The following is a 15,417-nucleotide window of genomic DNA, read 5'->3' on the forward strand; positions in this document are numbered from 1 at the left end:
AGGGTATCGGGGCGACGGGGTTGTAGCGCAACCTCACTCACGCCGCTCAATGATATTCGGCAACTGCTCGGTCATGCCGTGCGCCGTCAAATACCGGGTCACTTCGTCGACCCAGGCCTCGTTCGAGGCGATACCGGCCCAGGCCTGGCTGCCGACTCTGTGGTAGGGGCGGTCGTCGAAGGTGTAGATCAAGCGCTGGTTGACGTGGCTCAGGTCGAGGTTGTTCTTTTCACTTTGACGCAGCAGGGCATTCAGGACTTTCTGTTCCTCTTCTTCATTGCGGCGGTAATGGGACAGTTTCGGCGAGCTGAGGACCAGGAACTGCGGCGCCACCTGTTCATCCAGGGCCGCCTGCAAGCGGTAATGGCCATCCAGGATCAGGTAGGCATTCAGGCCGCTGACGTACCACAGCAGGATCGGCGGCAGGCTGCCCTCGCGCGCCTTTTTGCGCCACCACTTCAGGCGTCCTGTAAGGCGTCCGGAAAACCGGTCCACCGCGTGCAGGCCGACCACCGCCCCGCCGGCTTCCCCGAGTGCGACCCAACGTGGCGCGCCGGGCTCCTGGTTGCTCAGAAGGTTATCGCCCCGTATCGACCACTCAGGCAAATGGCTCAGGGCGTCCTGGCCGCCGACGAAATTCCAGTGCTGTTCCTGTGCCCACTGGCGCTGTATCAGCTTCAGCGGCTGATGCCACAAGCCGCGCACCAGCCAGTAGCCGGGGTACAGGAAGTCGGGCTGCTGGTGCCGCAGCTGGTCGATAAAAAACCGGCTCCAGGCCTTTAAGCGCAAGGCCGGCGCCAGTTGCGCGTGCTGTTCGATCGTGGGCGAATCAATGGCCTCGACCAGGGTCAGCGGCAGTTGTTCGAGCAGGGTGTTGCGGATCAGCCACACCCCGTAAAAGCAGCGCGACAGGGTGCCCCAAAGCAGGGTCTGATCCCCCAGCACCAGTTGCATGCGCAGGTTGTCGCCGCTGAGCAGACGCAACGGCGGCTTACTAGCGCACGGGCGTTTCACGTCCACGCCCAAACCGCTCCAGTTGCCTGCGAGGTCCTCGATATCACGCCAGAAAATCTGTTCCACCTTCACTCCTCAATCCCTGCCTGCCACCCGCGAGGCTCACGCCTTGCGCTGAATAATGTCCTGCAAATGCCCGGTTTCACCCTGGGCCTGCAAATGCCGGCTGACGTCATCGACCCAGGCCTGGTCCGAACCGATCCCGACCCAGGTGTGGGTCTGCGGGGAATGCTCGGGGCGGTCGTCGAAGGCGTGGATCAGCACGTCATTCATGCTCGCCGGGTTGAAGTTGGGGTACTTGTCGATCTGCCGGCGCAAGGTTTCCAGCACCTGTTGCTGCCAATCGGGGTCGGGCTGCACCGGCTGGATATGGGTCGAGCTGAGGACGATAAACTGCGGCGGGCGGTTTTCCTCGATGGCGGCCTGCAAGCGGTAATGGCCATCGAGGACCACATAGGCACTGAGGCCACCAACGAACCACAACAGGATCGGCGGCAAGCTGCCCTCGCGCGCCTTCTTGCGCCACCACTTCAGGCGCCCGGCCGTGGGGTCGACGCGGCGCAGGCGTATCAGGTTGCTGTCGTGGGACCACCAGTTGATCCAGTGCACCGGCTCCACGGCCAGGTCGTCGGCCAGCGCGCTGCCCCGCAGGCGCCAGCCCGGCAGGTGGCTGGAGGTGTCGTCGATGGAGGCAAAGGACCAGGCCGAAACGCCGTTGCGCTCGATGCCACGAATGTTGTCCGGGTCCGGCAGCAGGCCCCGGGCAATCCAGTAGCCGGGGTAGAAGAAGTCCGTTTGCAGGCTGTGCAGTTGGCTGACGAAATGGCGGCTCCAGGCCTTGAGCCGCGCGTCGGGGGCCAGCGCCTGATGCTGTTCGACCTCTGCCGAGGAGATGCTCGGCAACAGTTGCAGCGCCTCGGCCGCCTGGGCATTCCTGATCAGCCACACGCCGTCGCAATAACCGGCCATGGTCGCCCAGAACAGTGGCGTGGCGCCCAGCATCAGCTGCATCCGCCAGTTGTTGCCGGTCAGCAGGTGCAGCTCGGGCTTGCGCGCCTCGCCCTCGACCTGAACCCCGAGGCCCACCCAGCGGCCTTGCCGACTCTCGATATCCCGCCAGTAAAGCTGTGCCGTCATCGTCCCTGGTCCTTGACTCTTGATTCTTGAAAACCTGTCTGAAACAACAATGCCCGGCAGCAACGATGAGGGCGCTGGCGGGCATGGGGGCGGGACTATAGCAAGGATTGCCGCGCAAGATGGAGGCTGGGCTGACCTTGGATTCGCCTACGGGTGGGTTGGCGGATGGAGGGGACAGCGCAGCCTCGTGCCTCGGCAGCGGCTACAGGGTCAGTGGGTTAGAGGCCCTCCAGTTCGGCCATGAGATCGCTCAGGCGGTCGGCTTTTTCTTCATCGATTTCGCTGGTGCCCAGGCCGTCGATGTACTCGGCCAGTTCCTGCACCGTGCTGCATTCGAACATGGCCCGCAGCGGTACGTTGCGTTGCAGTTGCTTTTGCACCCGCGAGGCGATCTGCGTGGCCAGCAGCGAGTGGCCGCCGAGCTCGAAGAAGTTGTCGCGGATGCCCACCTGCTCGACCTTCAGTACCTCGGCCCAGATCGCGGCCAGGGTTTGCTCCAGTTCGTTGCGCGGTGCCAGGTAGTCCTGGCCTTGCAACTGGCCGATTTCCAGGGCCGGCAGGGCCTTGCGCTCGAGCTTGCCGTTGGCGTTGAGAGGCATGCGCTCCAGCCATAGCCAATGCAGCGGCACCATGTATTCCGGCAGTTCGCTGCGCAGTTGCTGCTTGATCCGCTCCAGGCGTTCGCCGGGCGTGCGCGCCGAGTCACTGGCCACCAGGTAGCCCACCAGGTGCTTGCCATTGGCGCCCTCTTGCACCCCGACCGCCGCTTCGCGAACGTCCGGGTGCTCGTGCAGGCGGGCTTCGATTTCCCCCAGTTCGATGCGGTAGCCGCGGATTTTCACCTGGTGGTCGATGCGCCCGACGTACTCCAGGACGCCATCGCTGCGGCGCCGCGCCAGGTCACCGGTACGGTACAAACGCTCGCCCGGCGCGCCGAACGGGTTGGGCACGAACACCTGGGCGGTGCGCAGCGGATCGCTGACATAACCGCGCCCGACACCGGTGCCGGCCACGCACAATTCGCCGACCGCACCCAGAGGTGCCAGGGCCAGGGCGTCGTCCACCAGGTACAGCAGGTTGTTGTCGGTGGGCGTGCCGATCGGCAGGTAACTGCCACGGGTCGAGGCCTGGTCGACGCGGAAGAACGCCACGTCATCGGAACATTCGGCCGGCCCGTAGGCATTCACCAACCCCACCTGTGGATAACGCAGCAGCCACTGATGGGCCAGTTCCGGTGGCATCGCCTCGCCGGTGGGCAACATCCAGCGCAGGCCGTCGAGCGCCACCGATTCCTGGGCGAGCATGCCCTGGATCAATGACGGCACGCTTTCCAGCACGCTGATGCCCTGGGCCTGCACGTGTTCCAGCAAGCCCTGGGGATCGTGGGCCAGGGCGTTGGGCACGATGTCCACCCGCGCCCCGAACAGCGGCGCAGCGAGGAACTGCCAGACCGAAATATCAAAGCTCTGGGACGCCGTCTGGGCGATCACATCGGCCTCGCTCAGTTGCAGGTACGGCACCTTGCTCAACTGGTTATTGAGCATGCCGCGCTGCTCCACCATCACGCCCTTGGGCAGGCCAGTGGAACCCGAGGTGTAGATCACGTACGCCAGGTTGTCCGGGGCGCTGTAGCGGCCCGGGTTGCCCTCGGCAAAATCGCCGGCCTGCACCGCCTCCCACACCAGCAATTGCGGGCGGTGGGCACAGGCCAACTCGTCGAGCAGGTGCTGCGCTTGTTCACGGCAGGCTTCGGTGCACACCAGCAACGGGGTCCGGCTCAGGTCGATGATGCGCTCCAGGCGCTGGCTCGGCAGGCCCGGGTCCAGGGGCAGATAACCGGCCCCGGCCTTGAAGCTGCCGATGATCATGCCCAGCAGGTCCAGGCCGCGCTCGGCCAGCAGCGCCACCGGTTGGTCGAAGCCCACGCCCTTGGCCAGCAGGGCATGCCCCAGGCGGTTGCTGCGTCGGTTCAACTCGGCATAGCTGTGGTGCTGATCCAGGCAGGTGGCGGCAATGCGTTGCGGATGGACCGCCACCTGCGCCTCGAACAGCTCAACGTAACTGCGCTCCAGCGGGTAATCACCGGCGCTCTGGTTGCAGTCGTGCAGCAGGAATTGCTGCTCCTGCTCGCCGAGCAATGGCAGGTCGGCCATGTCCCCGTGCAAGCCGTGCATCAGCGCCAGCAGCAGGCGCTTGAACTCGCCCAGCATGCGCTGCACGGTGTTCTCGTCGAAGTAACGCTGGTCGTAAGAGAGGTGCAGCCCCAGGTCATCCCCCGGGTAGCACACCGCCGTCAGCGGGAAGTTGGTGTGGGTGCGGCCCGAATCCGAGGTGGCATTGAGGCTTTGCGCACGGTCCAGCACCGAGACTTCCACCGGCGCGTTCTCGAACACAAACAGGCTGTCGAACAGCGGCTGGCCCTTGGGCAGTTCACTGTGTTCCTGGATGCTCACCAGCGGCAGGTATTCGTACTCGCGCAGCTCCATGTTGCTGGCCAGCAACTCGCCGAGCCACTGGCGCACGCTGCACGGCTGATCGTCAGCCGGCATCTTGACCCGCAGCGCGACGCTGTTGATAAACAGCCCCACCGTGCGTTGCATCTGCGGCATCTCCACCGGGCGTCCGGCCACGGTGACGCCGAACAGCACGTCGCGCTCGCCGCTCAAACGCCGCAGCACCAGGGCCCAGGCCGCCTGGGCGAAGGTGTTGATGGTCAGTTGGTGCTGCTGCGCCAACTCGCGCAATTGCGCACCGTCGCAGGCATCGAGACGGGTGTAGCAGTCGCCGACGGTCATGCCGCCGCTGTCACCGGCGTGTTCACGCAGGAAAGGCCGGTCGCTGGGGATCGGCGTGGTCTGCTCGAACCCTTGCAGGTTGCGCTGCCACCACTGGCGCGCCTCGGCCAGGCTCTGACGTTGCAGCCAGCCGATGTAGTCGCGATAGCGCGGCGGCACGTCCAGTTGCGGGTCGCGGCCTTCGCCGAGGGCGCTGTAGATCTCGAAGAAGTCATTCATCAGCAACGAGCGGCACCAGGCATCGATCAGGATGTGGTGGTTGCTCATCATGAACCAGTAGCGGGTGGCGCCGACGCGGATCAGCCGCAGGTGGAACGGCGCCTTGTCCAACAGTTCGAACCCGGCTTCGCGCTCACGCTTGAGCAGCGCTTGCAGTTGGGGCTCCTGCTCGACCTCGGCTACCGCAGTCCAATCCAGGTACTCGATCGGCGTGCTGCCCGGCTTGTGGATAACTTGCAGCATGTCCTCGCCGACGTTCCAGCAGAAGGACGCGCGCAAGGCTTCATGACGGGCGATCACCGCCTGCCAGGCCTTGGCGAAACGCTCGGGGTCGAGTGCGCTGTTGATGCGGTAGCGGTCCTGCATGTAGTACAGGCCAGTGCCCGGCTCCAGCAGGGTGTGCAGCAACATGCCCTCCTGCATCGGGGTCAGCGGGTACACGTCTTCGATCTGCGCCGCCGGCACCGGCAAACCGTCTAGCTGTGCCTGGGTCAGACGAGCCAGGGGGAAATCCGAGGGCGTCAGGCCGCCGGCATCGTCCTTGAGGCAATGGGCAATCAGGCTGCGCAGCTCGCCCAGGTAGGCCTCGGCCAGGTCGGTGATGGTCTGGCTGTCGAAGCGCTCGGCGCTGAAGGTCCAGCGCAGCACCAGTTCGCCGCCATACACCTGGCTGTCGACGCTCAGCTCGTTGGGCAGCGGTGCGTCCGGCGAGTGGGCCGGGCCCACCGGCTCGTCCAGGGGGCGGAACAACGCGTCCTGGGCAAAACTCTGGTCGAACTGCCCCAGGTAGTTGAAGGTGATCGGCGCCCGGGGCAAGGCGGCCAGGGTCTGGCGGCTCAGGTCGTCAGCCAGGTAACGCAGCACGCCATAACCCAGGCCCTTGTGCGGCACCGCGCGCAATTGCTCCTTGATGGCCTTGATCGAGGCGCCCTGCCCGGCTGCTTCTTCGATCTGCAACGGGGTCAGGCGCAACGGGTAGGCACTGGTGAACCAGCCCACGCTGCGGGTCAGGTCGATGTCGTCGAACAGGGTTTCGCGGCCGTGGCCTTCGAGCTGAATCAACGCCGAGTCCTGCCCGGTCCAGCGGCACAGCACCCGCGCCAGGGCCGTCAGCAGCAGGTCGTTGACCTGGGTGCGGTAGGCGGCGGGCGCCTGTTGCAGCAGTTGCTGGGTGCACGGGGCATCCAGGGTCACGCTGACGGTCTGCCCGTGCCGGTATTGCTGCCCGCCCTGGGCGCGCTCCACCGGCAGCTCGGCGCTGGGACCGGCCAATTGGTCCTGCCACCAGCCCAGCTCTTCGCGCAGGGACTCGCTGCCGGCATAGGCCTGCAAGCGCGCCGCCCAGTCGCGCAGGGCACTGGTTTTCAGCGGCAGACGCGGCGCCTGCTGCTCGAGCAACTGGCGGTAGACGCTTTGCAGATCGTCCAGCAGCACGCGCCACGAGACCCCGTCGACCACCAGGTGGTGAATGGCAATCAACAGCCGTTGCTGGTCTTGCGGCCCGTCCACCAGCAGCGCCCGCAACAGCGGCCCCTGCTGCAGATCGAGGCTGCGCTGGGCGTCGCTGAACAGTTCGAGGCAACGCTCCATGGACGGCACGCGCACGTGCCACAGCAGCGGCTCGTCACCCAGGGCCTGGTGTTCGGCCTGCCACGTGCCCGAGTCCTGGCTGAAGCGCAGGCGCAGGGCGTCGTGGTGCTCCAGCACCGTCAACAGGGCCTGCTCCAGGTGCTGCGGATCCAGCGGCTGGGTCGGTTGCAGCAGCAAGGCCTGGTTCCAGTGCTGGCGCTCGGGAATGGCGCTGTCGAAGAACCAGTGCTGGATCGGCGTCAGGCCCGACGCGCCGCTGAGCAGGCCTTGCTCGGCACTGACCTGCTGGCTGCGGCTGGCGACGGCGGCCAGGGTCTGCACGGTCTGGTGCTGGAACAGGTCACGCGGGCTGAAATGAATACCCAGCTGGCGCGCCCGGCTGACCACCTGGATCGACAGGATCGAGTCGCCCCCCAGTTCGAAGAAGTTGTCGTTCAGGCCGACCTGAGCCAGGTTCAGCACTTCGCACCAGACCTGGGCCAGGGTCTGCTCCAACTCGTTGCTCGGCGCCACGTACTGCTGGCGGTTGAGCTCCGGGTCCGGCAGGGGCAAGGCGCGACGGTCGAGCTTGCCGTTGGCGGTCAGGGGCATGCTCGCCAGCAGGATCAGGTGGGTCGGCACCATGTAGTCCGGCAACTGGCTTTTCAGGTGCAGCTTGAGCGCATCACGCAGGGCGTTCTGCTGCTCGGCGCCGTGCTCGGCCGCCTCGCTCACCAGGTAGGCCGCCAACTGCCGGCCACCGGGCATCTCCAGCGCCAGCACCACCGCCTCACGCACCGCAGCATGTTCCAGCAGGCGGGTCTCGATCTCCCCCAGCTCGATGCGGAAACCACGGATTTTCACCTGATGGTCGATCCGCCCCAGGTATTCCACCAGGCCGTCGGCACGCTGGCGCACCAGGTCGCCGGTGCGGTACAGGCGCCCGCCCTCGGTGCTGAACGGGTCGGCGACAAAGCGTTCGGCACTCATGCCCGGACGCTGGTGATAGCCCTGGGCCAGGCCAGCACCGCCGACATACAGCTCACCGGTGGCACCTTGCGGCACCAGGGCCAGGTCGGCATCGAGAATGTAGGCGACACGGGTGCCGATCACGCTGCCGATCGGCACGCTGCCGACGCCCTCCTCCAGCACCTGGGGTGCGAGGCTGGCCAAGGGCATGACCACGGTTTCGGTGGGGCCGTAGGCGTTGAAGAACAGGCTCGGCTGGAACGCCCCGCGGATCCGGCTCAGGTGCTCGCCGGTCAAGGCTTCGCCGCCGGTGATGCACATGCGCACCGGCAGGGTTTCACCCTGGGTTGCCAGCCACTGCGCCAACTGGCTGCCGTAGCTGGGAGTAAAGCCGAGGATGTTGATCCGGTGCTGGCGGATCAGTTGGCAGATCTCCTGCGCGTCCCACTGGCCCTGGGCCCGCAGCACCACATGGGCGCCGCTGAGCAGCGGCACCAGCAGGCGCTCGGTGGCGGCGTCGAAGTTGATCGAATAAAAGTGCAGCTCGCAATCGTCGGCGCGCATGCCGAAGCGCTCGATCACCGCCTGGCAATGCATGGCGATTTCGCCGTGGGCCACCACCACGCCCTTGGGTTTGCCGGTGGAACCCGAGGTGTAGATCAGGTAGGCCTGATGCTGCGCCAGGCTGATAAAGGGCAACTCACTGGCCGGGTAGTCGGCCAGCAGCGCGCCGTCTGCCTCCAGGCACCAGCGCCCGACCGTGGCCGGCAGCAGGCCCAGGGCCTCGAACATCGCGCTGTCGCTGAGTAGTAGGCCGATGCCGCTGTCTTCGATCATGTAATGCAGGCGGTCCAGTGGGTATTCCGGGTCCAGGGGCACGTAGGCGCCGCCGGCCTTGAGGATCGCCAGCAAGCCGATGACCATTTCCAGAGAGCGCGGCAGGGCCAGACCGACCCGGACCTGGGGGCCAACCCCACGCTCACGGAGCATCCAGGCCAAGCGATTGGCGCGCTTGTCGAGCTCGCTGTAGCTCAGGGTCTGCCCGGCAAACGTCAGGGCCGGCGCGTCCTGGCGAAGCTGCGCCTGCTGGCTGAACAGCTGCTGGATGCACTGGTCGAGACGATGCACCCCGGGCTCGATGCCCAGGCTGTCCAGCAGCTGCTGTTGCTCGCCGGCGTCCAGCAGCGGCAGTTCACTCAAGCGCTGCTGCGGATTGGCGATCAGCGCCTGCAACAGGTTGCGCCAGTGCCTGGCCATCCGCGCAATGCGCGGCTCGTCGAACAGGTCGGTGCTGTAGGTCAGGCAGCAACCCAGGCGATGGTCGAGGTCGGTGACTTCCAGGTTGAGGTCGAACTTGGTCGCCCGCGCGTCGTTGGCCAGGTATTCCACGCTCATCCCGGCCAGTTGCCGGCTTTGCTGGAATTCCCAGCGCTGCACGTTGCACATCACCTGGAACAACGGGTTGTAGGCAGCACTGCGCGGCGGTTGCAGGGCTTCCACCAGGTGGTCGAACGGCAGGTCCTGATGGGACTGGCCCTCGATCACGGTGTGCCGCACCTGCTCGAACAGCTGGGCCACGCTCATCTGCCCGTCGAGCTGGCAACGCAGGACCTGGGTATTGAGGAAGGCACCGATCAGCCCTTCGCTTTCCGGGCGGATGCGGTTGGCCACCGGCGCGCCGATGCGCAGGTCGGTCTGGCCGCTGTAGCGGTACAGCAGCACTGCCAGGGTCGCGGTCATGGTCATGAACAGGGTCAGGCCCTGTTGCGCATTGAAGGCGCGGACCCGCGCTGCCAAATCATCACTCAGGTCGAAGCGGTACAGCTCGCCCTGATGGCTTTGCACCGGCGGCCGCGGACGGTCGCTGGGCAACTCCAGCAGCGGGTGCTCGTAGCCCAGTTGCGTGGTCCAGTAGTCGAGCTGGCGCTGGCGTTCGCCGGCCTCCAGCCACTGGCGCTGCCACACGCTGTAGTCCAGGTACTGCACCGGCAACGGTTCCAGGGGCGACTCGCGGTCGTCGATAAAGGCTTCGTACAGCGCGCTCAACTCCCGGGCGAAAATATCCATCGCCCAGCCCTCGGTGACGATGTGGTGCAGGGTCAGGACCAGGTAGTGCTCCTGCTCGCCGGCCTTGACCAGGCACACTCGCAGCAGCGGGCCGGTCTCCAGGTTGAACGGTGTATGCGCCTCGCTGTCGGCCAGTTGCTGCAGACGCGACTCCCGAGCCGCAGCGTCGAGCGCGGAAAAATCCTTCCAGGCCATGCGCACCGCGCTTTGCCCGTGCACCTGTTGCCGGGCCACGCCGTCGACGCTGGGGAAGGTGGTGCGCAAGGTTTCATGGCGCATGATCAGCGCCTGCAACGCCGCCTCGAAACGCCCGATATCCAGCACACCGCTAAAGCGCGCCATACCTCCGACGTTATAGGCCGGGCTGTCGGGCTCCATTTGCCACAGGAACCACATGCGCTGCTGGGAATAGGACAGTGGCACCGGCAGGCTGCGGTCGACCTTGGCAATCGGCGGCTGCTGGTTGCGTTGCCCCGCTTCCTGGATCAATCGCACCTGTTCGGCAAAGTCCCCCAGCTCGCTGGCTTCGAACAGCACCCGCAGCGGCAGCTCGACATCACAGGCCTGGCGGGTGCGGGAAATAATCTGCGTGGCAAGCAACGAGTGGCCGCCCAGGGCGAAGAAATCGTCACGCAGGCCGATCCGTTCCTGGCCCAGCACTTCGCGCCAGACCCCGGCGATTTGCTGTTCCAGGGCGCTGCTCGGCTCAACGTGCTCGCGCACCTGCCACTGCGGCTCGGGCAAGGCACGGCGGTCGAGTTTGCCGCTGGGGCTCAGGGGCATGGCCTCCAGGCGCAGCAGTTGCGCCGGCACCATGTAGTCCGGCAGCTCGGCGGCCAGCGCGGTTCTCAGGCGGACACTCTGCGCCGCGTGCTCCTCGCTGCTGTCACTGCTGGTGTAGTAGCCGATCAATTGCGCCCCGGCCAGGGTGTCGCGCACCAGTACCGCAGCCTGGGCCACGCCGTCCTGGGCCAGCAGCCGCGCTTCGATTTCCTGCGGCTCGACGCGAAAGCCCCGCAGTTTGACCTGCTGATCGAGGCGTCCGAGGTATTCGAGCACACCCTCGCGGCTCCAACGCACCCGGTCACCGGTGCGGTACAGGCGCTCGCCGCTGACGCTCAGCGGGTCGACCACAAAACGTTCGGCGGTCAGCGCCGGACGTCCCAGGTAGCCACGGGCCAGGCCGTTGCCGCTGATGCACAGCTCACCCGGCACGCCGGCAGGCAATGGGTTGAGGTCGTGGTCGAGCACGCGGCAAATCACATTGCCCAGGGGCCGGCCGATGGGCGAACGCTCGCCGTCGGCATCGGTGCAGTGCCAGTGGGTAACGTTGATCGCGGTCTCGGTCGGGCCATAACGGTTGTGCAGTTGCACCTGCGGCAGTTGCTCCAGGACTCGGCTGCGCAATTCGGCAGGCAAGGCTTCGCCCCCGGAGAACAGGCGGCGCAGGCTTGTGCACTGGGCGGCCAGGGGCTCATCGATAAACAGCTGCAACAGCGGCGGCACAAAGTGCAGGGTGGTCACGCCGTAGTCCTGCACCAAGCGGGCGATACGGTGCGGGTCGCGATGCTCGCCGGGGGCGGCGATCAACAACTGGCAACCGGTGATCAACGGCCAGAAGCACTCCCAGACCGACACGTCAAAACTGATGGGCGCCTTTTGCATCAGCACGTCGCTGGCGTCCAGGCGGTAGGTGGCCTGCATCCACTGCAAGCGTTCGCTCAGCGCCTGGTGAGTCACGCCCACACCCTTGGGCTGGCCGGTGGAACCGGAGGTGTAGATCACATAGGCCAGGTGCTCGCCATCCAGGTGCAGGCCCGGGGCCTGGCTTGGCCAGGTGTCGAGCTTGAGGCTCTCCATGGCGATGGTGCTGACGCCCGCGGCCTGGGGCAGGCGCTCGAGCAGGTGGGTCTGGGTCAGCAGCAGCTCGACGCCGCTGTCGCCCAGCATGTAGGCCAGGCGCTCGGCGGGGTAATCCGCATCCAGCGGCACATAGGCGCCACCGGCCTTGAGGATCGCCAGCAGGCCGATCAGCAGGTGTGGCGAACGCTCGGCGGCAATCGCCACCCGCACATCCGGGCCCACGCCCTTGTCGCGCAGGTAATGGGCCAGTCGGTTGGCCTGGGTGTGCAGCTCAGCAAAGCTCATCTGGCCGCCGTCCCACAGCAGGGCGCTGCGCTCCGGGGTCAACCGCGCCTGTTCGCAGAGCAGCTCCGGCAGCCAGCGCGTGGCCGGGGCGCAGGGGGCGCTGCTCCATTGCAGTTGCTGGGCCTGCTCGGCCGGGTTGAGCAGTTGCAGGTCGCCAATTGCAGTATCCGGCTGCTCGCAGGCCTGTTGCAGCAGGCTGACGAAATGCTCGGCCAGACGCTCGATGGTGGCGGCGTCGAACAGTTCATCGGCGTAGTCGAAGGCCAGGCTCAGGCGCCCATTGCGGTCTTCGTCGCTGTGCAGTTGCAGGTCGAACTTGGCTTCGCGGCTGTGCCACGGCAACTCTTCGGCCAGCAGCCCGGGCAGCCGGCGCAAGGCGCTGAGATCGCGCTGCTGGTGGTTGAACATGACCTGGAACAGGCCCTGCTCCCGCGCCTGGGGGAAGGCTTCCAGCAGTTGTTCGAACGGCAGGTCCTGATGGGCCTGGGCTTCCAGCGCGGCTTGCCGGGTCTGTTGCAGCAGCTCGGCGAACGACAGCCGCGAATCGATGTTGGCACGCAGTACCTGGGTGTTGATGAAGAAGCCGATCAGGCCCTGGGTTTCCAGGCGCGGGCGGTTGGCATTGGGCACGCCGATGCGCAGGTCGCGCTGACCGCTGTAGCGATACAACAGGCTCTGGAACGCCGTCAGCAGCACCATGAAGGCGGTCGATTGCTGGGCCTGGGCGGCTTCGCACACTGCCTCGCTCAGGCTCGCGCCCAGGCGCAGGCTGTGGCGTGCGGCGCTGCGGGTGAGCTGCGCGGCGCGTGGGTGGTCGGTGGCCAGTTCCAGGCTCGGGTGCTCGTCCCCCAGTTGCTGTTTCCAATACGCCAGTTGGCGTTCGCCCTCGCCCTGGGCCAGCCACTGGCGCTGCCAACTGCCGTAATCGGCGTACTGCAACGGCAGGGGCGCAAGCGTCGCCACCTGCCCCTGGGAGGCCGCTGCATACAGGCGCGAAAACTCGTCGACCAGCAGGTTCAGCGACCAACCGTCGGCAATGATGTGGTGCAAGGTCACCAGCAGTTGGTGCTCTTCGTCGTCCAGGCGCAGCAGGGTGACCCACAGCAGCGGACCGTGCTCCAGGTCGAACTGGGTGCGGGCTTCGTCCTCGCGGATCTGCCGGGCCCGGGCTTCGCGCTCGGCCGGCGGCAGGTCGCCGAGATCGATCAGTTGCAGATTGAATTCAGCGCTCGGGGCCACCTGCTGCAGGGCCTGGCCGTCGCGTTCGAAAAAGCGCGTACGCAGCGATTCATGGCGTTCGATCAATTGCTCGAAGCTGGTGCGCAGGGCGTCCTGGTCCAGTTCGCCGCGCAGGCGCAAACCGGCGGGAATGTTGTAGGCCGTGCTCTGCGGGTCGAGTTGCCAGGTGATCCACAGCCGGTTCTGAGCCAGGGATTGCGGCAGGGCCTCGCTGCGGGACAAGGCGCCAATGGCGCCCTGGGCCAGGCCGCCGTCCTGTTGCAGGCGCGCCACCTGGGCAGCAAAACCGGCCAGGGTCGGGGCCTCGAACAGCAGCCGCAGGTTCAGTTCCAGGCCCAGCGCTTCCCGCAGGCGCGCCACCACCTGGGTCGCGGCAATCGAGTTGCCGCCAAGCAGGAAGAAGTGATCATCGGCCGCCACGTGCGGCACTTGCAGCTGCTCGGTCCAGATCTGTGCAATCACGGCGCGCAGCTCACTGCTGCCCTGCTCGGCCGGGGTCGACTCAAGGGCGCCCCCGTGCGACGGCGGGAACAACCCATAGTGATCCAGGCTGCCATCGGCCAGGCGCGTGCGACAGGCCGAGCGTTGCAGTTTGCCGCTGGAGGTCTTGGGCAACGCCCCCGGGTTGAGCAGCACCACCACGCTTGGCGCTTCCTGATAGGCCTCGGCCACGGCCTGGCGAATCAGCTTGATCAAGGCCTCGGGCGCCAGGATTTTCTGCACGCTGCGGCTGATCTCGGCGGCAATGCCGATGCCTTCCACGCCCTGCTCGGTGACCGCGAACGCCGCGACCCGGCCTTTGCGCACCACCTCCACTTCACGCTCGATGGTTTGCTCGATGTCCTGTGGATAAAGGTTGTGCCCGCGCACGATCAGCAGGTCTTTCAGGCGCCCGCTGATGTACAGCTCGCCAGCGCGCATAAAGCCCAGGTCACCGGTGCGCAGCCAGGTGCGACCAGCGTGCTGGACAAAGGTCTTGGCGCTGGCTTCGGGGTTGCGCCAGTAACCGTGGGCGATGCTCGGGCCGGCGGCCCAGACTTCGCCCACCTGGTTTTCGGCCAGTTCGGACAAGGTGTGAGGATCGACGATCAGCACCGCGTGCAGCGGCTGGCTGCTGCCGCAACTCATCAGCGCATTGCCACTGCCCGGCTCGGCGCAATTGCGCGCCAGGGCCTGGTCATCCAGGCGCAACGCCGGGATGCCCTGGCCACGGGTACCGCCGGCCACGAACAAGGTGGCCTCGGCCAAACCATAAGACGCAAAGAACTGATGGGAGGTGAATCCGCAGGCGGCGAATTTCTCGGCGAAACGCTCCAGGGTGTCCAGGCGAATCGGCTCGGAACCGGAATAGGCCACGCGCCAGCGGCTCAGGTCCAGGCGCGCCAGGGCCGACTCGCTGACCCGCTCGCTGCACAGGCGGTAAGCGAAGTCCGGGCCACCGCTGATGGTGCCGCCGTACTCGCTGATCGCCTCCAGCCAGCGCAGGGGCCGACCGAGGAAATACCCCGGGGACATCAGGACACAGGGCACGCCGCTGAAGATCGGTTGCAGCAACCCGCCGATCAGGCCCATGTCGTGGTACAGCGGCAGCCAGCTGACGATCACATCATCGGGGTTGAGGTCGATGCCAAAGCCGCGACGGATCAGCAGTTCGTTGGCCACCAGGTTGCCATGGCTGACTTGTACACCCTTGGGCAGCGCCGTCGAACCGGAGGTGTATTGCAGGAAGGCGATATCGTCGGCCGCCAGCTCAACGGCCCGCCAGCCCTGGGCCAGGCTCGGATCCAGTGTGTCGACACAAAGCAGGGGCGGTGCACCGGGGGCTTGCAACTCTTCCATCTGCAGCAGGGATTCACGCAGGCCGGCACTGGTCAGCAGCAGCCTGGGCTCGGCGTCGGCGATGATCGAGATCAGCCGCTCCTGGTGATGGCGCCGGCTCGACTCCGGTGGATAAGCCGGGACCGCGATCACCCCGGCATACAGGCAGGCAAAAAACGCCGCGACATAATCCGGCCCGCTGGGGAACAGCAGCACCGCCCGGTCGCCCAGCTCGGCGTTGGCTTGCAGGGCCGCAGCCAGGGTCCGCGCGCGCAGATCGAGGTCGCGGTAAGTGAGGACCACGTTCTGATCCTGGTCTTCGGCAAGAAAGCGCAAGGCCACTTGATCGGGCGTCTGAGCCGCCCGGCGTTGAAGGGCGTGGGCCAGGGTGCTGGGGAGTTCGAACGCGTCCGTCATGGGGTTTCCTGCCAGGATTATGCTT

At 66.3% G+C, this 15,417-nt stretch carries 3 protein-coding genes; all 3 read right to left on the minus strand.

Annotation, left to right across the window (positions count from 1 at the left end):
- Positions 1-33: 33 nt before the first annotated feature.
- The gene (locus tag MF4836_RS12830) at positions 34-1,080 is read right to left on the minus strand and encodes a hypothetical protein (protein WP_238596148.1); all 1,047 of its coding nucleotides are present in this window, start codon (positions 1,078-1,080) and stop codon (positions 34-36) included.
- A gap of 36 nt (positions 1,081-1,116) precedes the next feature.
- The gene (locus tag MF4836_RS12835; protein WP_078470621.1) at positions 1,117-2,151 is read right to left on the minus strand and encodes a hypothetical protein; all 1,035 of its coding nucleotides are present in this window, start codon (positions 2,149-2,151) and stop codon (positions 1,117-1,119) included.
- Positions 2,152-2,369: 218 nt separating this feature from the next.
- Positions 2,370-15,392 (minus strand): non-ribosomal peptide synthetase, encoded by a 13,023-nt coding sequence (locus tag MF4836_RS12840; protein ID WP_078470622.1) that lies wholly within the window; start codon positions 15,390-15,392, stop codon positions 2,370-2,372.
- Positions 15,393-15,417 lie beyond the last annotated feature (25 nt).

The organism is Pseudomonas sp. MF4836 (assembly GCF_002018875.1).
In the GTDB taxonomy this organism is placed as follows: Bacteria; Pseudomonadota; Gammaproteobacteria; order Pseudomonadales; family Pseudomonadaceae; genus Aquipseudomonas.

Coding starts and splice junctions, on each gene's coding strand:
- MF4836_RS12840 (WP_078470622.1), bottom strand. CDS start 15,392: ATGACGGACGCGTTCGAACTCCCCAGCACCCTGGCCCACGCCCTTCAA.
- MF4836_RS12835 (WP_078470621.1), bottom strand. CDS start 2,151: ATGACGGCACAGCTTTACTGGCGGGATATCGAGAGTCGGCAAGGCCGC.